The sequence below is a fragment of the Corynebacterium sp. KPL1986 genome, assembly GCF_000477975.1.
GTDB lineage: Bacteria > Actinomycetota > Actinomycetes > Mycobacteriales > Mycobacteriaceae > Corynebacterium > Corynebacterium accolens.
Genome location: NZ_KI515719.1, coordinates 2,487,829 through 2,510,757, shown reverse-complemented (window position 1 = coordinate 2,510,757; position 22,929 = coordinate 2,487,829). Strand labels below are relative to the sequence as shown.

General features: G+C 60.4%; 22 protein-coding genes. 4 read left to right on the top strand and 18 right to left on the bottom strand.

All coding sequences use genetic code 11. The features are described from left to right. Positions 1–3: 3 nt before the first annotated feature. Positions 4–480, bottom strand: coding sequence for a hypothetical protein (locus HMPREF1287_RS11630; RefSeq protein WP_042404175.1), 477 nt, complete (start codon positions 478–480; stop codon positions 4–6). Between the two features lie 38 nt (positions 481–518). Beyond that, on the bottom strand, positions 519–929 hold the full coding sequence (locus HMPREF1287_RS11625; protein WP_005281786.1) for an HAD-IA family hydrolase: 411 nt from the start codon (positions 927–929) through the stop codon (positions 519–521). A 176-nt stretch (positions 930–1,105) separates the two neighbouring features. Between HMPREF1287_RS11625 and HMPREF1287_RS11620 the strand changes: the two genes are divergently transcribed. Beyond that, positions 1,106–1,489, top strand: coding sequence for a hypothetical protein (locus tag HMPREF1287_RS11620; RefSeq protein WP_023016916.1), 384 nt, complete (start codon positions 1,106–1,108; stop codon positions 1,487–1,489). Positions 1,490–1,568: 79 nt separating this feature from the next. Here the strand turns inward: HMPREF1287_RS11620 and secA are convergent, their stop codons facing one another. The 8 genes from secA to HMPREF1287_RS11580 all read right to left on the bottom strand — a co-directional run bounded on the left by secA (position 1,569) and on the right by HMPREF1287_RS11580 (position 11,311). Beyond that, the gene (gene secA, locus HMPREF1287_RS11615; RefSeq protein ID WP_005277525.1) at positions 1,569–4,154 is read right to left on the bottom strand and encodes a preprotein translocase subunit SecA; all 2,586 of its coding nucleotides are present in this window, start codon (positions 4,152–4,154) and stop codon (positions 1,569–1,571) included. A gap of 237 nt (positions 4,155–4,391) precedes the next feature. Continuing rightward, positions 4,392–5,036, bottom strand: coding sequence for a ribosome hibernation-promoting factor, HPF/YfiA family (gene hpf / locus HMPREF1287_RS11610; RefSeq protein WP_005277524.1), 645 nt, complete (start codon positions 5,034–5,036; stop codon positions 4,392–4,394). Between the two features lie 136 nt (positions 5,037–5,172). Beyond that, entirely contained in the window at positions 5,173–5,697 is a 525-nt protein-coding gene (locus HMPREF1287_RS11605; protein ID WP_232218876.1) for a ComF family protein, read from the bottom strand. A 169-nt stretch (positions 5,698–5,866) separates the two neighbouring features. Next, positions 5,867–7,612, bottom strand: a complete 1,746-nt coding sequence (gene lpqB / locus HMPREF1287_RS11600) for an MtrAB system accessory lipoprotein LpqB (RefSeq protein ID WP_023016914.1) — start codon at positions 7,610–7,612, stop codon at positions 5,867–5,869. Further along, positions 7,613–9,493, bottom strand: coding sequence for an MtrAB system histidine kinase MtrB (mtrB, locus tag HMPREF1287_RS11595; protein ID WP_034653814.1), 1,881 nt, complete (start codon positions 9,491–9,493; stop codon positions 7,613–7,615). A gap of 90 nt (positions 9,494–9,583) precedes the next feature. Beyond that, positions 9,584–10,276 carry an MtrAB system response regulator MtrA gene (mtrA, locus tag HMPREF1287_RS11590; protein WP_005281774.1) on the bottom strand — a complete coding sequence of 231 codons (693 nt, stop codon included), beginning with the start codon at positions 10,274–10,276 and terminating at the stop codon, positions 9,584–9,586. Between the two features lie 3 nt (positions 10,277–10,279). Beyond that, on the bottom strand, positions 10,280–10,894 hold the full coding sequence (locus HMPREF1287_RS11585) for a dTMP kinase (protein WP_023016912.1): 615 nt from the start codon (positions 10,892–10,894) through the stop codon (positions 10,280–10,282). Between the two features lie 63 nt (positions 10,895–10,957). Further along, complete coding sequence (locus tag HMPREF1287_RS11580; protein ID WP_005277508.1) at positions 10,958–11,311, bottom strand: DUF4259 domain-containing protein; 354 nt, start codon at positions 11,309–11,311, stop codon at positions 10,958–10,960. Between the two features lie 212 nt (positions 11,312–11,523). Between HMPREF1287_RS11580 and HMPREF1287_RS11575 the strand changes: the two genes are divergently transcribed. After that, positions 11,524–12,396: a hypothetical protein gene (locus HMPREF1287_RS11575; RefSeq protein WP_023016911.1), complete on the top strand. Its 873-nt coding sequence runs from the start codon at positions 11,524–11,526 to the stop codon at positions 12,394–12,396. Positions 12,397–12,472: 76 nt separating this feature from the next. On the opposite strand, the gene manA is transcribed toward HMPREF1287_RS11575, so the two are convergent. Together manA and HMPREF1287_RS11565 are read right to left on the bottom strand one after the other, a co-directional pair. Continuing rightward, positions 12,473–13,726: a mannose-6-phosphate isomerase, class I gene (gene manA / locus HMPREF1287_RS11570; RefSeq protein WP_023016910.1), complete on the bottom strand. Its 1,254-nt coding sequence runs from the start codon at positions 13,724–13,726 to the stop codon at positions 12,473–12,475. Positions 13,727–13,732: 6 nt separating this feature from the next. Continuing rightward, a complete protein-coding gene (locus tag HMPREF1287_RS11565) occupies positions 13,733–14,782 on the bottom strand; it encodes a hypothetical protein (protein WP_023016909.1) in 1,050 nt (349 codons plus the stop codon). 41 nt (positions 14,783–14,823) lie between these two features. Here HMPREF1287_RS11565 and cobA point away from each other — a divergent pair, with 41 nt between their 5' ends. Next, positions 14,824–15,576, top strand: coding sequence for a uroporphyrinogen-III C-methyltransferase (cobA, locus tag HMPREF1287_RS11560; RefSeq protein WP_023016908.1), 753 nt, complete (start codon positions 14,824–14,826; stop codon positions 15,574–15,576). Here the strand turns inward: cobA and HMPREF1287_RS11555 are convergent. Genes HMPREF1287_RS11555 through HMPREF1287_RS11540 form a run of 4 tightly spaced genes read right to left on the bottom strand, consistent with a single transcriptional unit; the run spans position 15,573 to position 19,257 of the window. Then, positions 15,573–16,592, bottom strand: coding sequence for a sulfite exporter TauE/SafE family protein (locus HMPREF1287_RS11555; RefSeq protein WP_005281760.1), 1,020 nt, complete (start codon positions 16,590–16,592; stop codon positions 15,573–15,575). The genes cobA and HMPREF1287_RS11555 overlap by 4 nt on opposite strands. Next, positions 16,586–17,323, bottom strand: coding sequence for a sirohydrochlorin chelatase (locus HMPREF1287_RS11550; RefSeq protein WP_023016907.1), 738 nt, complete (start codon positions 17,321–17,323; stop codon positions 16,586–16,588). Before HMPREF1287_RS11550 ends, HMPREF1287_RS11555 begins: the two co-directional genes overlap by 7 nt. A 9-nt stretch (positions 17,324–17,332) precedes the next feature. After that, on the bottom strand, positions 17,333–17,584 hold the full coding sequence (locus HMPREF1287_RS11545; RefSeq protein ID WP_005277497.1) for a hypothetical protein: 252 nt from the start codon (positions 17,582–17,584) through the stop codon (positions 17,333–17,335). Continuing rightward, on the bottom strand, positions 17,581–19,257 hold the full coding sequence (locus HMPREF1287_RS11540; RefSeq protein WP_005277495.1) for a nitrite/sulfite reductase: 1,677 nt from the start codon (positions 19,255–19,257) through the stop codon (positions 17,581–17,583). Before HMPREF1287_RS11540 ends, HMPREF1287_RS11545 begins: the two co-directional genes overlap by 4 nt. 305 nt (positions 19,258–19,562) lie before the next feature. Between HMPREF1287_RS11540 and HMPREF1287_RS11535 the strand changes: the two genes are divergently transcribed. Further along, positions 19,563–20,915, top strand: a complete 1,353-nt coding sequence (locus HMPREF1287_RS11535; RefSeq protein ID WP_005277492.1) for an FAD-dependent oxidoreductase — start codon at positions 19,563–19,565, stop codon at positions 20,913–20,915. Positions 20,916–20,932: 17 nt separating this feature from the next. Here HMPREF1287_RS11535 and HMPREF1287_RS11530 read toward each other — a convergent pair whose 3' ends face one another. Both HMPREF1287_RS11530 and HMPREF1287_RS11525 read right to left on the bottom strand, forming a co-directional pair. Then, a complete protein-coding gene (locus HMPREF1287_RS11530; RefSeq protein WP_005277491.1) occupies positions 20,933–22,300 on the bottom strand; it encodes a phosphomannomutase/phosphoglucomutase in 1,368 nt (455 codons plus the stop codon). Positions 22,301–22,407: 107 nt separating this feature from the next. Next, on the bottom strand, positions 22,408–22,905 hold the full coding sequence (locus HMPREF1287_RS11525) for a DUF3499 domain-containing protein (RefSeq protein WP_023016906.1): 498 nt from the start codon (positions 22,903–22,905) through the stop codon (positions 22,408–22,410). Positions 22,906–22,929: the final 24 nt, after the last annotated feature.

Below are 22,929 nucleotides of genomic sequence, written 5' to 3'. Positions count from 1 at the left end.
GGCCTAGAGCAATTCCACAAGGAAGGGCAGCTCCGTGGGGTGGTAGAAGGCCATGAAGTTATCCAGGGCATCGCCCACCGCGAGCTCCGCGTCCTCATCGCCGAGGTCAGCGGAATCAATGGCCTCGATGGCCTTGGCCGTTGCCTCTTCGGATTCTTCAATATCCACGTGAATGGCGGCGAGGTTATCGGTGCCAAACTGCGCTGGCTGGAGCTCTACCACCGGTTCGCCCATATCTGGGCGCGGGGTGACTGCCGTGTCATCAACGTCGATGGAAATGACCACGCGACGGTGCGGGAACTTCTCCTCATCCCCAATGGTCAACAGGCGCAGCGAGGCCATGGAGGCCTCGAGGAAGGCGGAGTAGGCGATCTCTTCTTCATCGCCTGCGGTATAAAAATCGCGCAGGGCCGGGGTAACCATGAAACCCCAACCGGAACGCGCCGCGAGCGTACCGGTTTCTGCGAGCTCCGCCAGCATGGCATAGGTCGCCGGAATATAGACGCGGGCTTCAGCCACTAAAATTCCCCTTCAATATCGAATACGGCTTGAATTTCTACGGACACGCGGTCGAAGCTGGTGTACAAGAAACCGATCATCCCGGCATCGACGGCGGCGCGCACGTTAAGAATCGAATCATCGACCATGACGCAATCGCTCAAGGGCAGCTCGAGGGCATCGGCAGCCGCTTGGAAGGCCGCAACCTCCGGCTTTTCCGCCCCGATTTCGCCAGACAACACCACGGCATCGACGTTGCCGCGGTATTCCCACTCGCGAATGTGCTCAGCGCCGGAACCGCCCGGGTCATTAGACAAGATAGCGGTTGCGGCACCATTTGCCTTCGCCGCGGATAGAAGAGCCTTCCAGCGGCGATTGTCCTCTTCAGCGCCATCGAGGACGCCGACATAGTCAACGATGAGACCACGCATATATTTAATCCTTCAGTACACGAATATTTTGTAACTCCCGAAAGTATAGCGAACTGCGCTTATATTCTCGCCCGCCTCATACAGGAAACTGCCAGAAATAGCGCGCGCAGCGCCCCCATGAGATAATTATCACGCGTTCGCCTCCCTGCCTTTTTCGCAGGAGCACTCATTTCACCATGTATGAGCCCATTCCCGGCTACTCTCATCTCAAGCTATATATCGCCCCGCACCGCATCCATTACGGCCGCCTGCCCACTACTGCAGAGGTAGCCGCCCAGCACCATATCCAAGCCTGGGTCGTCTTTATCCTTGAGGTCGCCGCCGGCTACCGCCCCATTGCCCACCTCAATTCCCCGCGCTTTTCGGATTCCATCCGCCTGCACATTGGTTCTTGGGTACACCGTCGAAAAAGCCCCTACGACACCGATGCCCTGCGCCTTACCAGCCTGCACGCGCGTCCCAACGGCGAATACTTCGGTTCCGCTGTCATCGGCACCCAGCGCCACGCCTTTACCGGCTCCGCCACGGACCAGGGGCTGCGCTCGTTTCGGCTGCTCTAAAACTAACAGCGCCCCTCCCTCCTTCTTCACCACGCGAAGGTGGGGAGGAAAGGAAGGGGCGCAAAAGAGCGCGGAGGTTTTATGCCTCTACGGTTTCTTGGCCTGCAGGACCAGAGCCCGAGTCACCGCCGGACTCTTGGTTTTCTTCCTGCTGCTTGAACTGCTTGCGCAGCATGAACAACTGGCGCACGGTTTCTTCCTTCACGCCTTCATTCATGGCATTGAACATATCGCCACCCTCCTTCTGGTATTCCACCAGCGGGTCGCGCTGCGCCATCGCGCGCAGGCCGATGCCCTCCTTGAGGTAGTCCATCTCATAGAGGTGCTCGCGCCATTTCTGGTCAATAATCGGCAGGATGACCATGCGCTCGGTATTGCGCATCTGCTTGTCTCCGCCGATGGCAGACACGGCTTCCTCCAGCTTGTCGTACTCCCGGTTCGCGTCGGTGACGAGGGCATCGCGCAGCTGCTCCGCGGTGAGCTCGCCTGGGGAGCCGTACTCGGAGCCTTCTACGAGTTCCTCCGGGGACATCGTGGGGCCGTAGAGCGCCTCAAGAGCGTTCCAGAGTTCCTCGAGGTTCCAGTCCTCGACATAACCGGTGGCGGTAGCGCCCGCGACGTAGGCAGAGACCGTGTCATCGATCATGGTGCGGATATCGTCCTTGATGTCATCGGCATCGAGGATGGAATAGCGCGTGGAGTAAACCACCTTGCGCTGCTCATTGAGCACCTCATCGTACTTCAGCACGTTCTTGCGCATCTCGAAGTTCTGGTTCTCCACCTGCGCCTGGGCGCCCTTAATGGAGTTCGAGACCATCTTGGCCTCAATGGGGACATCATCAGGCACGTTGAGGCGGTTCATCATGTGCTCCATGGACTGGCCCACAAATCGCACCATCAATTCATCGCGCATGGACAGGTAGAAGCGGGTCTCGCCCGGGTCCCCCTGACGGCCGGTACGACCGCGCAGCTGGTTATCGATGCGGCGGGACTCGTGGCGCTCGGTGCCCAAGACATAGAGTCCGCCCGATTCGCGCACCTCATCGCCCAAGCGCTTCGAGCGCTCTTTCTCGCCGTCGATCTCGGCTTCCCAGGCCTCCTGGTACTTTTCCTCATCTTCAAAGGGGTCGAGGCCGCGTTCGCGCAGCTTTTCATCGAGAATGACTTCCGGGTTACCGCCGAGCACGATATCGGTACCACGGCCGGCCATGTTGGTTGCCACGGTCACGGTGCCAGGGCGGCCCGCACGGGCAATGATCTGACCCTCTTCCTCGTGGTGCTTGGCATTGAGCACGTTGTGCTGCACGCCGCGCTTGCTAAGCAATTGCGACAGATACTCGGAGCGCTCCACAGAGGTGGTACCCACCAAGACCGGCTGGCCATGCTCGACGTGTTCTGCAATATCATCAACCACCGCGGCGAACTTTGCCTCTTGGGTCTTGTAAATGCGGTCCGAATGATCGGTGCGCTGGTTCGGCTTATTGGTAGGAATAGGAACCACATCCAGCCCATAGATGGAATGCAGCTCCGCAGCTTCCGTTTCCGCGGTACCGGTCATGCCGGAAATCTTTTCATAGAGGCGGAAGAAGTTCTGCAGGGTAACCGTCGCCAGCGTCTGGTTCTCGTTTTTGATCTCCACCTGCTCCTTGGCCTCAATGGCCTGGTGCATGCCCTCGTTGTAGCGGCGTCCTGCCAGAACGCGGCCGGTAAAGCCATCCACGATCATCACTTCGCCGTTGCGGACGATGTAGTCCTTATCGCGGGTAAATAGCTCTTTGGCCTTCAACGCGTTATTGAGGTAGGAAACCAACTGGGAGTGCTCAGGCGCGTAGAGGTTATCAATGCCGAGCTGATCTTCGACGTACTCCACGCCCTCTTCCAAGACGCCGATGGTGCGCTTTTTGTGGTCCACTTCGTAGTGGATTCCCTCGCGCATGCGCGGCGCCAGCTGCGCAAAGACGCCGTAGAATTGGGAGGAGCCATCAACCGGGCCGGAGATGATGAGTGGGGTACGGGCTTCATCGATAAGAATCGAGTCCACCTCATCCACGATGCAGAAATTGTGTCCGCGCTGAACTACATCATTGAGGGTGCGCACCATGTTATCGCGCAGGTAGTCAAAACCCAGCTCATTATTGGTGCCGTAGGTGATGTCGCAGTCGTAGGCTTCCTTGCGCTCTTGCGGGCGCATTTCAGACAGGATAACGCCCACGGACAGGCCCAACCAGCGGTGCACACGGCCCATCATCTCAGCATCGCGCTTGGCCAGGTAGTCATTGACCGTAACAATGTGGACGCCTTGGCCCTCCAAAGCGTTGAGGTAAGCGGGCAACAAGGAGGTCAGGGTCTTGCCCTCACCGGTGCGCATCTCTGCAACATTGCCAAAGTGCAGGGCGGCACCGCCCATGATCTGCACGGGGTAGTGCTTTTGTCCCAGGACGCGCCAAGCGGCTTCGCGGACGGTAGCAAAAGCATCGAGCAAGATGTCGTTCTTTTCTTCGCCATCCTTTAGGCGAGTTTTGAACTCGTCAGTCTTGGCCTTTAGCTCATCGTCCGAAAGCTCCGCGTACTGATCCTCGAGTGCAATTACATCGTCTGCAATTTTGCCCAGGCGCTTGACCGTACGGCCCTCACCCGCGCGCAGCAGCTTGGAAAGTCCAAACACTATTCGTTAGTCCTTCTTGTCGCGACACATTAGTTAACTTCCCGCAATTGTACTCACGCCACTGCCCTTCTCGCGTTCTACCCGCCCTTAAACGATAGTGATTTCATACTAAGGGCACTAAGAAAACAGATAACTCACAGCATGACAAATCCCCCTTCCAAACCTCATCGAGTTCTAACGTGATGGGTAGGAAGGGGGAATAAAGAGGCTTAACTCTTTAGCCAGGCGCGGGAGATTTTAGCCCTCTGCATCCTCAGACAAAGAGATGATGCCGTAGTCGAAAGCGTGGCGGCGGTAAACCACGGATGGCTTGTTGTTTTCCTCGTTGACAAAGAGGAAGAAATCGTGGCCAACCAGCTCCATCTCGCTCAAAGCATCGTCCACGCTCATCGGGGTGGCCGGGTGCTCCTTGGTGCGCACGATCTGGCCGGGGCGAACGTCCTCGACGGTCTCGGCATAAGGATCGACCAAGCGCTCTTCCTTAGCGCGCTGTGCTTCTGCCTCCGCAACCATCTCAGCGGCGATTTCGCCGGTGCCCTTCTGTGCGCGGTGGCCGCCCTTGACGTATTCACGGCGCACCTTCACCTTGCGCAGGGAACGTTCCATCTTCCCCATCGCGGTTTCCAGCGCTGCGTAGAAGGAGTCTTCCTTAGCCTCTGCACGGGCGATGTGGCCCTTGCCGGTTGCGGTGATCTGGATGCGGTCGGACTCTGCTTCGCGGCGCGGGTTTGGCTCGTGCTGCAATTCCACGTGGAAGAAGGTCAATGTGGGATCAAGGCGTTCAATCTTTGCCAGCTTGTCGTTGACGCGCTCCTGGAAGTGTTCCGGTACATCAACGTTACGGCCCGTAATCGTTACCTGAGCTTTGTTTGGCTGGGACATTGAGATGCCTCCCTTTGGTAGTGGGGACTAGAAACAATCACAGTAACTGTTCCTCTGTGACACCTCTAATAATACCAGTGGTTATGACCTGATGGCATTAGGGGGTAACACCGTGCACCCCACTGTGTGATGCGCCTTAAGCATCGGCAAAAGCCAACGCCCCATAGACCGTGGCGCCGGCGGCGCGCAGGGCCGCCATGCTGGCCGCAAGGGTGGCACCGGTGGTTATAACGTCATCGACAAGCAGCGCCTGCTCACCGCCCACCGGGGCGCTAATCCCCACGCGCCCCTGCAGATTCGCCCACCTATCCTGCGCATTGAGCTCGGATTGATCCGCCGTATCCGCGCCCATGACAAGCGCCTCGCGCACCCGCAGGCCCTGCTGCCGGCGCGCCGCACCCTGGCACATGGCCATCACGGGATCACCGCCGCGCATGCGCGCCGAGCGGCGCCGCGTAGGGGCCGGCACCAGGCACAGCTCGCGGGGAACCTCACCGCGGGCGGCCAAGTGCGCCACGCCCGCGGCCACCACCGCACCTATATAATCGCGCACTTCCCTATTGCCCTGTTCTTTCATGCTGATGACGATGTTGCGGCGAATATCGGAATAGGACCCCAGGGCGAATACCGGCGCCCCGAGCAGCCGCGGGCGGCTTACCAAGTAAGGAGGCTGGCGCAGGTGTCCCCGGCACTGCGGACACAAGACGTGGCCGGGCGCGCGGCACCCGGCACACGCACGCGGAAAAATCAGCTCTCGCACGCTCACGGCGCGACACCACCCCATCCCCCGAAAGGTCCTCCGCGGCAGCGCCGCCTAGCGCCGCCGCCTTCTAACTGGACACGATAGGCGAAGAGCGCCGGCCCTGCAGGCCAGGCACCTCGCGCCAGTTCACCTCATCGACCACCGTGGCGGGAAGCTCCAGCATGGCATGGGAATCCGTAATATAAAGCTTCGATGGCGAGGTAGCCACCGCAACTACCGGGGCGGTGATATTACCCGTCGGCATGGTAGAGGCCGAGGAACCATCCTGCTCGATGCGCCATACCGGCGACTGCCCAGAGGACGTACCCACAATGAGCGAGCCATCGTTATTCCAATCCAGCGATAGTGCCGAGCCGGAGACCTCAGGGCCCACCTCGCGGGCGTTGACGATGCGCTTATCGCCGCTGCTGGATTGGGCCACCGCGGCGATGTAAACGTGGCCGTCAATGATCATCGCCGCGCGTGCGCCGCTATGGGAGAGGCGGATAACGGAGATTTCGCCCTCGATATCGTCGATGCTGCGGGCATCGACCTCGGATTCTGAAATCCGTCCGGTGGTCTTGGAACGCACGACGCGCACGATGCGGTCACCATCGACCACCGTCCACACGGCCTGCCCGTTATATTCAAAGGTGGGCCGCGCCAGCGTCTTACCTTCGACCGAATCCTGCAGCGCGGCACCAATCTCGCCCATCTGCAGCTTGAAGTCACCGCTAGGCTTCCGGCTAACCGCCGCAATCATGCCGGACTCGGTGACATCGACCGATTGCACATTGCCGCTCGATCCCAATGAGCCCTTAACCGGCTCGGCCACCCCGCTATCGACCTCCAGCACGTTGCCCTCGTTCAAGGCGTACAGCGTGGACAGGGAATTACTATTGACCTTGGGGTTATAGTCAGCAAAATCATCCACGCTGACGGTGTCCATGCCTTCTACCAGATTGCTGCCATCGGCTTTGATCTTGAAGGGGCCGATATGCCCGGCATCAGAAAGCGTCCAGACCAATTGCGCCGCAAAGCGGGTGCGGTCATTTTCATCCAGGTCCGACAGACCCTCGAACTGGTAGCCGTTTTCGTTGTCATAGCCGGCGAAGGTGACCTTTTCATCCGCCGCCCGGCGGGTGGCCGGAGCGATGCTGCTAGATGGGCCTTCCATCAAGAGGGTAATCAGCGTGGACTCGGATTCCTCGCTGCCCTTATACAGCCACCGGCGGTCCGGGGCGAGGACGTCATCGGTTTGTTTATAAAAGTAAAGCGATTGCGGGGTGTAATGATTGCGCAGCTCATTGCGCTCGATAACCAACCCGGCCGGCAGACTATCAACGAGCCACTGGTCATCTACCATTTTCATGTCGATGGTAGCTTCGTAGCTCTCATTTTCCGGCACATAGGCCCCGCCGGATTTGAGGCGTCCGATGATAGTGCCGCGCACATTGAAGGAACGCGCATCCGCCGCCGTATTCTGCTTCTTATCGGGCGCGGTCACGATGTCCAGGCTATCGACCACCATGACATCGCCCGAGGCATCCCAGGCCCCGCGGGCGTTATCCGTGAGGAACCCGCGAGCGGCATCGTGGTCATTGGTAGGAACGGCCGCGGCGCGATAAAAATCGCGCAGGGTAAGGTCCGGGTCCGCCCCCACCTCTGGGGCAATGACCTCTTCCGGGCCATCGGCCTGTTTGTGGTAGGTACCCACGACCTGGGGGCTCGTATCGTGCGGCAAGGTTGAGCAGCCGGTGGCAAAACACAGCGCCGCCACCGCGCCCACGGCGGTGCTCCGCCGCCACAATCCATTGCGTATGACCGAATTCATTTATTTATCCCCCTTAAAATCCGGCGCCTTATAGGAGCGCCTCTCGGGCGAGGCGGCCCCACGGTTGCGCTCAGAAGGCCACAAGATTCCGTCACCATCCGCCTCGGCCGCCTCCGCCGAGTCATCGTCGATGCCAATTCCGCGGCCTACCACCGTGCTGCTGCTTGGCGATGCCCCACCGGCGCCACCCTCGCCCTCGTCTTCTGCTGCACCAGCATCCGCTTCCCCAGCGTCCGCTTGCCTGGCATCCGCAGCATCAGACTCATGAGCTGCGTCGGCCGCGAAGTCAGCAGCGGCGCCTTTTTCTCCGGCGGCAGCGGTAGCTGGGCCGGCGGTAGCGGGATCAGCGAGAGCGGGGGCATCGGCAAGCGCATCGTGCCCCTCGTGCGCGGCGTCTGAACCGGTGCCCGGGGCGCCTGGAATCTCGCGGGAGATGGGTTCTTCACCGATCTCGGTATTCGGCTCGCGCGGGATAATGAGGCGGAAGCGGGAACCGTAGCCGAAGACGCCAAAGGCATCGAGCGTGCCGCCGTGCAAGACCGCGTCCTCGCGGGCGATGGCAAGGCCCAGCCCGGTGCCGCCAGAGTGGCGCTTACGGGAGGAATCCGCGCGCCAGAAACGGTTGAATACCAGCTCTTCTTGCCCGGGTTTCAGGCCCACGCCGTGGTCCGTGACCGCCACGCCCACGGCCTTCTCCGTGGTGGAGATATCGATGACCACGGGTTTGCCCTCAGAGTGGTCGATGGCATTGGCCAAGAGGTTGCGCAAAATGCGCTCGATGCGCCGGGAATCGGCCTGGATGGTGATCCGCTCGTCTGGCATATTGCGGACCACCTCCACGTCGAGCTTTTGGGCTAGGTGCTCAACCTGGCGGTAGGCAGCATCCACGCAGGATCGCAGGTCAATGGCCGTGGTGGACAGGTCCGCCACGCCGGCATCGTGTCGGGAAATCTCGAGCAGATCCGCGAGCAGCTCCTCGAAGCGGTCCAGCTCCCTGGACATGAGCTTGGAGGCGCGCTGCGCGCCCGCGGGCAGGCTATCGGCCTCGGATTCGATGAGGTCTGCGGCCATGCGCACGGTGGTAATGGGGGTGCGCAGCTCGTGCGAGACATCGGAAGTGAATTGCCGCTGCAAATCGCCGTATTCCTCCAGCTGCGCAATCTGGGAGGACAATTTATCCGCCATATTATTAAAGGAGGCGGCAAGTCGGCCCATCTCATCGTCCCGGTCCACGGCCATGCGCTCCTTGAGATGGCCGGCGGCCAGGCGCTGGGCAATGCGGGACGCGGACTTAATCGGGGTGATGACCTGCTGGGTAGCCAACCAGGCAATGCCCACCAGTAAGACCACGACCACCACGCCGGCGGCAGAGAGCAGGCCGCGCATCAGCGCCATCGTGGACTCTTCCGATTCCATGGACAGGGCCAGGTAGACCTGCAGATTCGGAATCTCTGCATCGGTGGGTGTGCCCACCATGAGCGCGTTATAGTAATCGCCATTGCCGCGCGGGACCGGGTAATACTGCTGCGCAATCTGGTCCTGGCCCACCATCTGCCGCATTTGTTCCGGCACCGGGAAATCCTCCGGCGAGGTGGTGATGGATCCATCCTGGTTTTCCACCACGATGACGGGTTCATATACGGCCTGCGCATCGCCTTGTTGCGCAGAGAGCTGATCCAAAGAAGCGCGGGCGGAATTGATGCGCACCTGCACCGAGTTGGCCGAGCTGGTGGCATCGATTTGCTGCTCCACCGCCGTGCGGGCGCGTTCGAGTTCCTGCAGCGCCACGTCTTCTTTTTGGGATACCAACCGCTGGGTCAGCACGGAGACCAAGGCATAGGCCAAGATGATCATGACCACCGAGGAGGCGACCACAATCATGCCGATAACGCGCGCCTGCAATGAGGTGCGCAGCGTATCTACTATGGCGTCACGAATGCGCCGCACGCGGTCCAGAATTCTGATGTTTCCTTACTCCCCGGCACCGGCTTTGCCGGTCTTATACCCCACGCCGCGCACCGTCAGCACGATCTGCGGATCTTCCGGATCGTGCTCGATCTTGGCGCGCAGGCGCTGCACGTGCACGTTCACCAAACGAGTATCGGAGGCATTGCGGTAGCCCCAGACGGACTCCAGGAGTGACTCGCGAGTATGCACCTGGCCTGGGTGGCGCGCCATTTCCAGCAGGAGATCGAACTCCAGCGGGGTCAGGTTCAATTCGGTGCCATCGGTACGGCGCACCGTATGTTCCGGCACGTCGATGATCAGGTCGGCGACCTCAAGGGTTTCCGGTTCCGCGGAATCGGTGCGGCGCAGGCGCGCCCGAATGCGGGCGATGAGCTCCTTCGGCTTAAAGGGCTTGGTGATGTAATCATCCGCGCCGGATTCAAGGCCCAAGACCACGTCCACGGTATCGGTCTTGGCGGTCAGCATGACGATGGGCACCGCGGATTCGCGCCGGATGGTGCGGCAAATATCCACACCGTTCATGCCCGGCAGCATAAGATCCAAAAGGATGAGATCCGGTTCGTGCTCGCGGAAGGCAGGAACGGCATCGTTGCCATCCATGACGGGGACGGGGTTTAGTCCCTCAGATTCAAGGACAATGGTCAGCATTTCCGAGATCGCTGGATCATCATCCACGACCAAAATCGTTGGCGCCACGTTTTAATCTCCTACAAGGTCATTAATTGCTGCCGTAATAGTATCCGCATCGGCGGTGGCGATCCAGCGCCCACCCCAACCGGATTCGACCAAGCGCCGGTAGGCGGCGGCGGTGCGCTCCTGTAATCCCCCATCGCGTTCATAGTGGTCGCGCTCGCGGGTGGAATCGGTGGCGGCCCGGGACTGCGCTCTTGCCGATGCCACCTCCACCGCCGTATCCACATACACCTGCAGGTCCGCTTTCGGCAGGCCCAAGGTACCAAATTCTAGGTCGTAGACCCACTGGAAGAGGCTATCGTCGCGCAACCGGGCCGCGGAATAGGCAGCATTGGAGGCCACATAGCGATCCAAGATGACTATCTCGCGGGTTTCCTTCGCCGCCCGCAATTCCTCTTTTATCCCAAAGCGGTCGAGGGCGAAGAGCGTGGCCATACCGTAGGCCGAATCCGTGAGATCGCCCATCTTTCCGTACAGCGCCTCGCGCGCGAGCTGCGCGTGGATGGAGGTCTCATAGCGCGGAAAGGCTATGGTACTTACCGGGACTTCGAGGGCGCTTCGCACTGCGGTCGCAAGCGTATTTTTTCCGGCGCCGTCAATGCCTTCAATGCTTATGAGCATGGTGAGATACGCAGAATCCTTTCTGCTCTGTGGCGGCGCCTTTGGCACCGAAGGACATGGTTTTTAAGAAAGTGCCTCGATAAAAGGTTCCACGTCGTAGTCTTCTTCGACGGTGTCCAAGATCTCGAGGGCATTTTCGGTCAAGGTATCGTCAACGGTTCCCACCAAGTCCCTAATATAGGGGTAGTCCTCAACGGTTTCGCTGGCACTGAACGGCGCACCCGCCCAAATGGCGGCGATCGTGGCCGCGGCGTGGGCGTTGAGTTGTTCCTCTTCGGTTATATCGTCCTTGCTGCGGGCCACCTCGCAGGCATCCTGTACTGCGCGGATTACCCCTTCTTCATCGAGGTTTGCTAATTCATCTAGAAAATCCACGTTGAGATCGGTGCTAAAAATCTCTTCGTCCCAGCTGCTCATCTCTCACTCCTTCGACGGGTTTAGCGCCATTTATACACGCTTTTCCGGCGGAGAAAAATCGGGCATGAAAAGGATTGCATAAGCACTGCCATTTCTCATCTCCACGTTGTTTACATATCACGGAATCCGCAGCCTGTCGCGGAAATTCCAATACATGATACTCTCGTTATCAACTTGTTACCCACCCTATGCAACCAAGAAAGGAGGGCACGATGAAACCAGATTCACGTCGCGTGTACGTCTTCATCGTGCTCGGCCTTATCGCCGCCGTCGTCGTGGGAGTGGGCGTGTGGCGCATGAGCACGCCGAGCGCCCGTTACTCCAACGCCGCGAATGAGTCCCCTACCTCTACCGTGGCACCAAAAAATACTTCCGCTGAAGAATCGACGACATCGTCGACGCATAAGAAGCCTTCGACGGAAAACTCTGCCCCCGCAGAGGCAAATTCTGGCGCCGGTGAATCAGACCACCAGCACCCTGAATCAACGGACCCATACTTGGCGCCGAATGCCGTCACGCATCCCCACGCGGCCACCCGCCCTACCAAGGTGTACCGCCCCGAAAATGTGTACTCGCCAGGAACTTCCGTTAATAATGCCCCGTCTAACCAGGGCGGGCAGGTGCCGCAAAATGGTAACGGCACAGGCACCGGCACCATGCAGGCGGTCCCAGATAACCCCAGCAAGCCGGATAACCTAGCACCGTCGTCCCCGGCACCGAGCTCACCGGCTCCATCCCCTGCCCCGGGCGAAGAGAAGCCTGATCAAGGTGGCGAGCCCGGCAAGCCTGGTAAGCCGGAGGAGCCCGCCGAATCCGGTATCCCGGCGCCGCCAGCGACGCAGGCTCCGCACAAGCCTCGTCCCGAGTCGAGCACGCAGCGCACCCCGTCGGCTCCCGATGCCACTACAGAGGGACACGGTGCAGGAGCGGGCGCGCCTTCTGGTACACAGCAGACGAAAAATAAGTCCCACGCCGAGCCGCAGGCAACCAAGAAGCTTGTTCCTACGCAGCAGCCAGGAAACCAAGAACCCACGGATCTCCCGGCAACGGGAAGCTCAGCCGCCAGTTCTTCTGCTGCGCGCTAACTTTTCACCGCGGCTAGCGCCTAAAAATGCCCCCTTGCTGGAATTTTCCAGCAAGGGGGCATAGTTGTGAGGCCGCTTAGACTCGGGCGACGAATAATTGCGCCGTGCTGCCCTCAGGATTTTCCTTTTCTACAGCGTGAGCCTGGGCGGTAACCATGCCGTCGGAGGCCGGCAGCCATGCGGCCTGGCCCGGGGAAAGAATCAATTCCTCGCCCGCAGCATTGCGCAGGTTGAGGGCCCCACCGGTGCACAAGGCGATGGTGGGGCCGTCATAGTCGAGGTCGACGGAAGAATCCGGCCCGAGCTCGGCGCGGTCGAGCAGGAATTCATCGATGGGCACTGGATAGGACCACGCCTCGGCGCCGTGGACATTGTCCTGGTTTTGCTTATCCTTTTGCTGCACCCGCGGCTCATTGGCGGCCGCATAGGTCAGGACCTTGACCAGCTCCGGCACATCCACGAATTTCGGGGTCAACCCGCCGCGCAAAACGTTATCGGAATTGGCCATGATTTCTACGCCCAGCCCGGAGACATACGCGTGGAGTTGCCCGGCATCGAGGTAGACGGCCTCACCCGGGGCAAGCTCGATGTGGTTGAGCAAGAGCGCACCAAGCACACCCATATCGCCAGGATAGCGGTCATTAAGGTCCACCACCGTAGCCATGACCCGCGCCTTCCAATCCTTGGGATCGACGGCAATCAGGCGCTCGCCGGCGGCAACGATGGCCTTAATGAGCTCCTTGCGCTTGGCCGAAGGGATCGTAATCCACGTGGTGAAAAGCACCCGAAGGTTGGCGGACTCGGAGGATTCCGCGGGGTCATCGTCAAGCATGGCCAGGTAGCGCTCAAGCTCCGGGCATGCCAAGGCGGCAAAGAGCTCGCGGGTTTGTGCCAGGGGACGGAAACCCGCCATGGCGTAGAAATCCGACAGCGCCACGATAAGTTCCGGCTTGTGGTTATCGTCCTTGTAATTGCGGTTTGCAGCCTGCAGGGCAATGCCCGCCTCGTTTTCGCGGGCGAAACCCTCCTCGGCCTGCTCCTTAGACGGGTGGGCCTGCAAAGACAGCGGATCTTCGGCGGCGAGGATCTTCAACAGGAACGGCAGGTTCTCGCCGTATTCTTTATAGACTCGAGCGCCCAACTGGCCTTCTGGATCCGCCGCAATAACCTCATTGAGAAGCTGGCCATCCACCGTGGAGGGATCGCCTGGGTGGGCGCCAAACCAGAGTTCAGCCACCGGCTTTTCTGCGGCTTCTTCGCCCCGCAGCTCAGGGATGAGGGTGCGCGAACCCCACGAGTAGTTGCGGGTAGCGCCTTCCAGTAATTGCATTTATTTCTATCCTTTAGAAATCTCGTAGGCGGTCGCGGCAAAACTCCGCGTAATAAGCTGCAGTGAGCGGGCAAGATGCCCAAGGCCCGGTTCCGGGTCGGTGCTGCGGACTGCAAGCGAGTTGGGCAGGTTCGCCTCTTCCTGCCCCCAGAAAATCACTTTCAAGGGTATCAAAGGTGCATCCGCCCCAGCACCGTCGATGAAGGGGTCGTAGAAAAGGTCATCGGCAGGCGCGGGCGCCGTACTAGATTCAGCACCCCGATCGAGTGCGCCGCGCAGGTCAGCGGGCTCGACGAAAGTGCCGGGCAACCCGTGCACAGCCCAGATGGTTGCTGCCATGCGGGCGACCAAGGTATCGATGTGTACGCGCTCGCGGCGCTCGGCATATGCATAGGGATCGATGGCGCAGGAGTGAATAATCCGCGCGCCCTCGGCGTATTCGCGCAGCTGCCGGCCGGGATTGATGGCATCATCGCGCTCTGGCGAAAGCTGCTCGATCTCGCGGTCCACGGCGGCGGCAAGGTCCTCTAATTCTTCGCACACCGCGCGCGGGGAGGTATGAACGATGCTGCACAGCGCGTACAGGGCCGTGATAAATCGCGCCGGCGAGCAGCCCTCTGCGGTGGGAAGCGACGGGGCAATCAGGGTGTCTTCCGGGCAATCCTCTACCAAGGGGCCGCTTGCCGGGCCCACCAGGATGGTGGTGGCGCCGCGCTGGCTCGCCGCAATGAGCGCGCGGGAGGCCCAATCGCATTCTGCGGGCTCGCCCACCACCACGACGATATCGAGCGCGCCCACGTATTGCGGCAGCGATTCCGTCACCACCAGCGGGATGCGCAGCGGTTCGGCCAAGCCGACGCCGAGGTGCGCTGCCTCGCGGGCGATGGCATCGGTGGGCAAGATGACCAGGGAGCGCGGATTGAGCCCGTTGAGGATCTCACCCCAGCGCTCCATTTGCCCGGCGAGCAGACGAATCTGCGCGCCCTCGTGGGCGACATCAAAAAATCGCACCGTTTCGGTGTCATAGGCGGAACCCTCAGTGAAACCGTTATCCATATCGCTCAAGCATAGTCTGGCTCCCACTATGATGGTGCGGCATGACGTCCGCACAGATTCACCCCGTATCCCTTATCGGTGGCGGCCCCGGCGCGTGGGACCTGATTACGGTTCGCGGCATGCGCGCCCTACAGGAGGCCGAGGTCATCTTGACCGATCACCTGGGCCCTGCCCCGCAATTGGATAAACTCTGCGATATTTCAGCCAAGGAGCTTATCGATGTCTCCAAGCTGCCCTACAAGAAGTCGATTACCCAGGACAAGATCAACGAGCTGCTCATCGAGCACGCCCAAGCCGGGCGGAAGGTAGCGCGGCTGAAGGGCGGCGATCCTTTCGTGTTCGGCCGCGGCTTTGAAGAGGTACAGGCCCTAGCCAAGGCATCTATCCCCACCACCGTCATTCCAGGGGTGACCTCCGCGGTTTCCGTGCCCGCGGGCATTGGCATCCCCGTCACCCAGCGCGGAATGGTTCACGGCTTTACCGTCGTATCAGGGCATCTGCCGCCTGGCCACGAGAAGTCCCTGGTGGATTGGCACGCCCTGGCCCAGTCCGGCGCGACCTTGTCCATCATCATGGGCGTGAAAAATGCCCCGGCGATTGCCAGGGCATTGCAGGAAGGCGGGCTTGCTGGGTCGACACCGTGCGCGATTATCCAGGAGGGCACCCTGGATACGCAGCGGGAATTTCGCTGCGATTTAGAACGCCTTGCGCAGACAATGAAGGACAATAACGTCTCCTCCCCCGCCGTCTATGTCATTGGCGAGGTTGCCGGCCTCGACCCAGCCGGGGATTAGGCCTTATCCGCCTGCGGTGCGGACTCCTCCACGATGCTCGCGTCCTTAGAGGCACCGGCCGCGCTGTGTGCAAAGCCTGCGGCATGAAATTCCGCGTGCGCCTTGGTTTCGGCGTTTTCGGCCTCCAGCTCCCGTGCGCGGGCTGCCCGGGTAGCGCGCGCACCGTGGATGGTGGCGGAAATGCCCACGACGAGGACTAGGACCATGAGCAGCGGGGAGACAAAGCCCGGTACCGTCAGCCCAAAGTAGGTTTCTAGCCCGCCTAAGACCTTGCCGATATTGAGAGCCACGATGGCCGTACCCACGAGTCCACCGAGGACGACCGGCTCAATCCGGGAAATCACCCAGGCCGCAATCGGGGCGGCAATGGAACCACCGATGAGCAGGGCCAGCACGGCGGAGAGGTTGGCGACGATATCCTGCCACAATCCAACGACGAAGCCGAGGGTGGCACCCAGTGTGACCAGGAATTCGGCGGTATTTACCGTGCCGACGATGCGGCGGGGCTGCTCGCGGCCAATCGCCATGAGCGTCGAGGTAGACACCGGGCCCCAGCCGCCGCCACCGGTAGAGTCAACAAATCCGCCGACGGAACCGAGACCGATCAAAAATGGGGTGGAATGGCTGCGTTTTTGCACGAACTTCGCCCGGCGCGGGCGGGAAAAGCGCCAGATGAGGTTGCTGCCGATGGCCACCAAGATGAGCGCGGTAATCGGGGCTGCCGCATCGGTGGAGATATTGGAGAGCACGGTGGCGCCGATAAACGCCGCGATGGCACCCGGCACACCCAGCCGGAAGACGGTTTTCCAGTCCACATTGCCAAAACGGGCGTGGCTCAAGCCCGACATTGCGGTGGTTCCTAACTCCGCAGTGTGGACTACGGCGGATGCTTGGGCGGGCCCAAGGCCCGCCAGGAGAAGGATGGTGGTTGAGGTGACGCCGAAGCCCATGCCGATGCCGCCATCGACAAGCTGGGCGGCCGCACCGGCCACGGCGATTAAAATCAGGGTTAGCATGGAACACCGACCTCCTGGGCGATGTGGTAGTGAGCAGCAACGATGCCAGCGAGATCGGTACCAAGAACGGGATCGACGGTGACATTGCTGGGGGTAGATGACAATGGTTTAAGGAGCAGTCCTGCGGTGACAAACAGCGGGATAACCCGCATTCGCGCAGTGCTTCTTGCCAATGCATGAATGTCATTGCTGCCGCCCCGGGTGGCAAACGCGGCCGTGGCGGGGACGCCGGTGAGCTGGGATACCCGAACGGCCAGCCGGTGGATGGAGTCATTGGCCGCAGCATCAGAGGAACCGACGGAGTAGATGACGTGGTGGGTATCTTCCGGCCTTGCGCGTGCCGCGAGCACCGCCGCCAGGTCCGCTTCTGCGGCTTCCCGCCTGCCCACATCTCGTACGCTATGTTCTGCGGCGCGCCCTCCGCCCAAGCACTCGCCTTGTACCAAGCGCACGCCTGAGGCCTGTTCGGCCGCGGCAATAACGCGGGGAACGTCAACGCGCTGGTGGTAGCCCTGCGTAAAGAGCAATGGAATGACTACGGCCGTATCCTCCCCACAACGGGCGAGGTCGACCGCAGCTGCGGTGAGATCGGGAGTATTGAACTCTAGGTGCGCCGCCCGATAAGCAGGGCGGGCTGGTATCGCGGCAGCAGCGGCCTGGGTGAGCCGTTCAATGCCAGCGGCGGCGCCCGGGTGGCGCGAGCCGTGGGACAAGGTGATGAGTGTGGTCATGGTGCATCCTTAATCCACCGGAGCCGTGGAGTGTCCGCGGCGGGCTAGGGAGCGCTGCAGGGCTTCGGTGGAAGAAACGGCCGGGGCCGGTGCCACGGGGGCATCGTCTTGGCCGTGGAAGCGGACCGAAAATACGCGCAGGCATTCCTGGCAATTCCAGGCAAAGTCGTCTTCTTCATCCGGGAACAGATCGGTGCCGGCGCAGTAAGGGCAAAAGGTGGGGTGATTGCGATTGGGATTAGGTTTACGGCGGAAATTCACTGCAGATCTTCCTCCTCGGCGCGCAGTACCCAGTGGCGAAACTGCTCGCCTTCTTCGCGTTGTTCCTTATATTTATTGACCAGCCGTATGACGTAGTCCGGTACCTCATCGGCTACGACCTTGTGTCCGCGGAGCTTGCGGCCCCAGTCGGGAGAAAGGCCGAGGGCACCGCCTAGGTGGACTTGGAATCCTTCGACGCGGTTGCCATCGGCATCGGTGACGATCTGACCTTTAAGTCCGATATCGGATACCTGGGAGCGCGCGCACGCATTGGGGCAGCCATTGAGTGCGATAGAAATGGGTACGTCCAAATCCCCCAGGGTGTCTTCGAGGATGTCCACCAATTCGATGGCGCGGGCCTTCGTGGTCACGTGCGCCAACTTGCAAAATTCCAGCCCAGTGCAGGAAATGACGCCGCGGCGAAACTCCGTGGGCTGGGAATACAGGCCCGTTTCATCCAGCGCGCGCGAAAGTGCCGGAATATCGTCTTCTTCCACATCGAGGAAGAGCAATTCCTTCATCGGGGTGGTACGGATGCGCGAAATGCCGAATTTTTCCGCGACATCGGCAATGGCAATGAGCTGCTCACCCGTTGCATGGCCCACGGTGGGTTTTACGCCGACGTAGAACTTGCCGTCCTTTTGCCTGTGCACGCCCAGGTGATCGCGGCTGCCGGGATTAACCTCGAGCGGGATGCCATCGGCAAGCGGCTTCTCCAGGTACTCTTCCTCGAGGACCTGGCGGAACTTGTCGATGCCCCATTTAGCCACCAAAAACTTCAGCCGCGCGCGGTTGCGGTTGCGGCGGAAGCCGTAGTCGCGGAAGATGCTGACCACACCGGCCCATACTTCCGGCACGCGCTCGAGTGGCACCCACGCGCCCAAGGATTGCGAGAGCATCGGGTTGGTGGATAGTCCCCCGCCCACAAAGCAATCAAAGCCGGGGCCATATTCGGGGTGGTTGACGCCGACGAAGGCAACGTCTTGAATTTCGTGCGTCACGTCCTGGCGCGCATTGCCGGAAATAGCGGTTTTGAACTTGCGGGGAAGGTTATGGAACTCCTCGCGCGGTAAGTAATTATTCTTAATCTCCTCGATGGCTGGGGTGGCATCGATGATTTCATCCTCGGCAACTCCCGCGACCGGCGAGCCCAAGATGACGCGCGGCACATCGCCACACCCCATCAAGGTGCCCAGGCCCACAGATTCGAGTTTGTCCCAGATGGTGGGTACGTCTTCGATCTGAATCCAGTGCAGCTGAATATTCTGGCGGTCCGTAAAGTCCGCGGTGGAGCGGGCATAATCGCGCGAGATTTCTCCCACCGCGCGCAGCTTGGCTGGATCGGCGCGGCCGCCATCGAAGCGCACGCGCATCATGAAGTATTCATCTTGCAATTCCGCGTTAGATAATTTGGCGGTCATCTCCCCGCCCAGGTTCTGGTTGCGCTGCGTATACAGGCCTAACCATTTAAAGCGCGGTGCTAAATCCTCCGGCGGGATGGAGGAAAATCCCTGCTTGGAGTAGATGTCTATCACGCGCTGCTTAGCGGAGAGACCACCATCATCCTGTTTGATGGCCTCATCGTTATTCAACGGTTCTTTACCGTCGATTTTCCACTGGCCCTCGGGCTTATTGGCGCGTGGCTTGCGTTTGGTCGTTGTCGCGGTAGCCATAATGTGGTGTAGACCTCCCTTTCAAAGCGTTGAGGGAAAACCTACCCGTCTATAGATTGCAGACAAAGCGGTCTGTTTTATTTTCACTTTTCCCAAAGCTATGACCTGCACTTTGAGAAGGCTTAATAAAGAATCTAATTCTTCCGCTTGTGTGCAAACAGACCATACGGTTCACTCTCTTAAGAGAAATCCCGCGCTCACTCACGATAAATAGACCATGTGGTCTATTTGCGCATATTTATTGAGAACTTCGTTCCCTTCATCCCACCGCGGGAGACTACGCAGACAAGAAAGGCAAAATTACCGTGTCAGATAAACCCTTAAACGTAGCCGTCATCGGTGCCGGCCCCGCTGGCATTTACGCCTCCGATATCTTGGTGAAAAAGACCGGTGGCAATGTACACATCGATCTCATTGAGCAGATGCCCGCTCCCTTCGGCCTCATCCGCTACGGCGTGGCCCCTGACCATCCACGCATTAAAGGCATCATTAAATCCCTGCACCGCGTATTGGACACGGAGCAGATTCGCCTGCTTACCAACGTGCACATCGGCCGCGATATCACCGTGGACGAGCTGCAGCAGCACTACGATGCCGTCGTCTTTGCCACCGGTGCGGTAGGCGATCGCCACCGCGATATCCCTGGCGCGCAGCTGCAGGGCGTGCACGGCGCCGGTGAATTCGTAGGCTTCTATGACGGCAATCCGCGCTTTGAGCGCGAATGGGACCTCTCCGCCAGCGAGGTCGCTGTCATCGGCGTGGGCAATGTGGGCCTGGACGTCTCGCGTATCTTGGCCAAGACTGGCGATGAACTTAAGGTGACCGAGATCGCCGATAATGTCTACGATTCGCTGGCACAAAATAAGGCAGAGACCGTACGCGTCTTCGGGCGCCGCGGGCCCGCCCAAGCCAAGTTCACCCCGCAAGAGCTCAAAGAGCTCGACCACTCGGATAACATCAATGTGGTCGTCTCCCCCGAAGATATTGATTACGATGAGGCCTCGCTAGAGGCACGCGCTTCCAGCAAGTCCACGGATTTGGTCTGCCAGGTTCTTGAGCAATATGCCATTCGCGATCCCAAAAAGGCCCCGCATACGCTGCAGATTCATCTCTTTGAGCAGCCGGTGGAGATCCTCGGTGAGAACGGCCGGGTGAGCGGGATTAAAACGGAGCGCACCGAGCTGACCGGCGATGGCAGCGTGCGCGGGACGGGTAAATTCACCACGTGGCCAGTGCAAGCGGTCTACTTTGCCACGGGCTACCGCTCGGACGCCGTGGACGGCGTGCCATTTAATAGCGAGAAAAACGTCATCAACAATGACGGCGGCCACGTCATCGACGAAGAGGGCGCCATCGTGCCCGGCCTCTACACCACCGGCTGGGTAAAACGCGGGCCCGTGGGCCTGATTGGCAATACCAAGTCCGATGCCAGCGAAACCATTGGCATGCTGCTTGATGATGCCGCCGCGGGCACCCTACCGTCCCCCACCGCCGGCGATATCACCGAGGCCTTCGCGGATAAGGGCATCGACTACCTCACCTGGCAGGATTGGCAACGCCTCGATGCCGCTGAGCGCGCTTTGGGCGAGCGCGAAGGCCGCGAGCGAAAGAAGTACGTGGAGTGGGAAGACATGGTCGCCCACTCCCGCGCGCAGTAATTCAGTAACTCCAGTAATTAGCGCCTGATGATGGCGAGGACCTCGTCTACGATCTGCTGAACCTCTTCGGAGGTCTTCGCCTCAACGTTGAGCCGTAGCAGCGGCTCGGTATTGGAAGCGCGCACATTGAACCACGCGTCCGTGCCCTTGAGCTCGACCGTAACGCCATCGAGCTCATCGACGGATTCGATCTTATCCGCCAGCCCATCGAGCACAGCCTGAGTGGCGGCCTTTTGGTCCGCCACGGTGGAGTTGATCTCCCCGGAAGCCTCGTAGCGGGAGTATTCCGCCATGAGCTCGCTGAGCGGCTTATCCGTCTGTCCCAACGCGGCCAGGACGTGCATAGCGGCCAGCATGCCGGAATCGGCATTCCAGAATTCCTGGAAGTAGTAGTGCGCGGAGTGCTCGCCGCCAAAGGCCGCCGTGTGCTCGGCCATTTGGGCCTTAATGAAGGAGTGGCCCACGCGCGTGCGCACGGCGGTACCGCCCTTTTCCGCGATGAGCTCCGGCACCGTCTTGGAGGTAATCAGGTTGTGGATGATGGTCGCGCCCGGGAACTTATCCAAGTAGCGGCTGGCCACCAGCGCGCAGATGGCAGACGGCGATACCGGCTGGCCCTTTTCATCCACCACGAAGCAACGGTCGGCGTCGCCGTCGAAGGCAAGGCCGATATCGGCGTTTTGCTCTACGGTGAATTTCTGCAGATCCTCCAAGTTCTTGGGATCCAGCGGGTTCGCCTCGTGGTTGGGAAAGGTGCCGTCGAGCTCAAAGTAGAGATCGCGGACATCAAAGGGCAGGCCATCGAAAACGGCCGGGACCGTGTGCCCGCCCATGCCATTGGCGGCATCGACGGCGACGACCAGCGGCTTGGATTCTTCCAGCGGCACGAGGTGACGCAGGAAGTCCGCGTAGCCGGTCAGGATTTCTTGCTCGGCGATGGCACCATTAGGGCCGTCGTAGCTTGGGGTGCCATCGATAAGCATCTGCTTGATTTCTTCCAACCCAGTCTGTTGCCCCACGGGGACGGCACCGGCGCGGCAGAGCTTGATGCCGTTGTACTTCGCCGGGTTGTGGGAGGCGGTAAACATCGCGCCCGCGCACTCCATAGAACCCGCCGCATAGTAGAGCTCATCCGTAGAGGTAAGCCCCAAAAGCGTCACATGGAGGCCTTGACTCACCACGCCCTCAGCAAAGGCTTGCGCCAACGCGGGAGAAGACGGGCGCATATCGTGGCCTACAGCCACGGTGTTTTCGCCTTCTTCGCGCAGGATTGCGGCGAAGGCGGCGCCAGTATCGCGCACGAAGTCTTCATCGATATCTTCGCCCACCACGCCACGGACGTCATAGGCCTTAATCACTGCATCAAGATGCTCACGAGTTCGCATACCTCGCAATATTACTCCCTGCCTACGGGCAACTAGCGCAGTGCTCCTTCCGTGTCTGCGGCTAGGTAGCGCGAGTTTTCTCAGGCGCTGTGCTCAGCGCCCTTGCTTTAATCAGATTCGGTGTCCGTGTCCTGCCTCTCGGCAGAATTATCTTCGCTCTGCGCATCAGGAACGACGGACAGGTGAGCGCGGCGGGCCTTTTTGGCATAGGCCACGCGGCGGGTGCGAAATACCGGATGATTGGAATTGGCGGGATCAGCGCCGTCGAAGGTGGCGGCGTAATCGATGGGATCTGCCCCGGAGCCGGCGCTGCGGTCATCGACAAGCCCAGTGGTCACCCTGCCATCTTCCTTGACCGCCTGGGCCAGGGCCATAAGGTCGTCATCCTCGTCGAGCTCGATGCGGTCTACGCGCACCAGCTCCCAGCCCACCGGCGCGGAGATGCGGTCGCGGTGGGTGCTGCAGAGATCCCAGCTGTGCGGGTTATCCTCTTCTGCCAGCGGGCCAACCACGGCGGTTTGATCCGCGTATGCGTAGGTCAACGTCGCCACGGCGGGTCGGCCGCAGCCTGGGCGGGAGCAATGGCGAGATTCAGTCACGCGCATTAGTCTAAACCCTTGGTTGAGATT

Bases quoted from the DNA above. Each gene is read 5' to 3' on its own strand.
- HMPREF1287_RS11550 (WP_023016907.1), bottom strand. From the start codon at position 17,323: ATGACCACACTCATCACCTTGTCCCACGGCTCGCGCCACCCGGGCGCC.
- HMPREF1287_RS11575 (WP_023016911.1), top strand. From the start codon at position 11,524: ATGAAACCAGATTCACGTCGCGTGTACGTCTTCATCGTGCTCGGCCTT.
- lpqB (WP_023016914.1), bottom strand. From the start codon at position 7,612: ATGAATTCGGTCATACGCAATGGATTGTGGCGGCGGAGCACCGCCGTG.
- manA (WP_023016910.1), bottom strand. From the start codon at position 13,726: ATGCAATTACTGGAAGGCGCTACCCGCAACTACTCGTGGGGTTCGCGC.
- cobA (WP_023016908.1), top strand. From the start codon at position 14,824: ATGACGTCCGCACAGATTCACCCCGTATCCCTTATCGGTGGCGGCCCC.
- HMPREF1287_RS11530 (WP_005277491.1), bottom strand. From the start codon at position 22,300: ATGCGAACTCGTGAGCATCTTGATGCAGTGATTAAGGCCTATGACGTC.
- HMPREF1287_RS11525 (WP_023016906.1), bottom strand. From the start codon at position 22,905: ATGCGCGTGACTGAATCTCGCCATTGCTCCCGCCCAGGCTGCGGCCGA.
- HMPREF1287_RS11620 (WP_023016916.1), top strand. From the start codon at position 1,106: ATGTATGAGCCCATTCCCGGCTACTCTCATCTCAAGCTATATATCGCC.
- HMPREF1287_RS11625 (WP_005281786.1), bottom strand. From the start codon at position 929: ATGCGTGGTCTCATCGTTGACTATGTCGGCGTCCTCGATGGCGCTGAA.
- mtrB (WP_034653814.1), bottom strand. From the start codon at position 9,493: ATGATTGTGGTCGCCTCCTCGGTGGTCATGATCATCTTGGCCTATGCC.
- HMPREF1287_RS11555 (WP_005281760.1), bottom strand. From the start codon at position 16,592: ATGCTAACCCTGATTTTAATCGCCGTGGCCGGTGCGGCCGCCCAGCTT.
- HMPREF1287_RS11585 (WP_023016912.1), bottom strand. From the start codon at position 10,894: ATGCTCATAAGCATTGAAGGCATTGACGGCGCCGGAAAAAATACGCTT.
- HMPREF1287_RS11580 (WP_005277508.1), bottom strand. From the start codon at position 11,311: ATGAGCAGCTGGGACGAAGAGATTTTTAGCACCGATCTCAACGTGGAT.
- HMPREF1287_RS11630 (WP_042404175.1), bottom strand. From the start codon at position 480: ATGCTGGCGGAGCTCGCAGAAACCGGTACGCTCGCGGCGCGTTCCGGT.
- hpf (WP_005277524.1), bottom strand. From the start codon at position 5,036: ATGTCCCAGCCAAACAAAGCTCAGGTAACGATTACGGGCCGTAACGTT.
- HMPREF1287_RS11565 (WP_023016909.1), bottom strand. From the start codon at position 14,782: ATGGATAACGGTTTCACTGAGGGTTCCGCCTATGACACCGAAACGGTG.
- HMPREF1287_RS11540 (WP_005277495.1), bottom strand. From the start codon at position 19,257: ATGGCTACCGCGACAACGACCAAACGCAAGCCACGCGCCAATAAGCCC.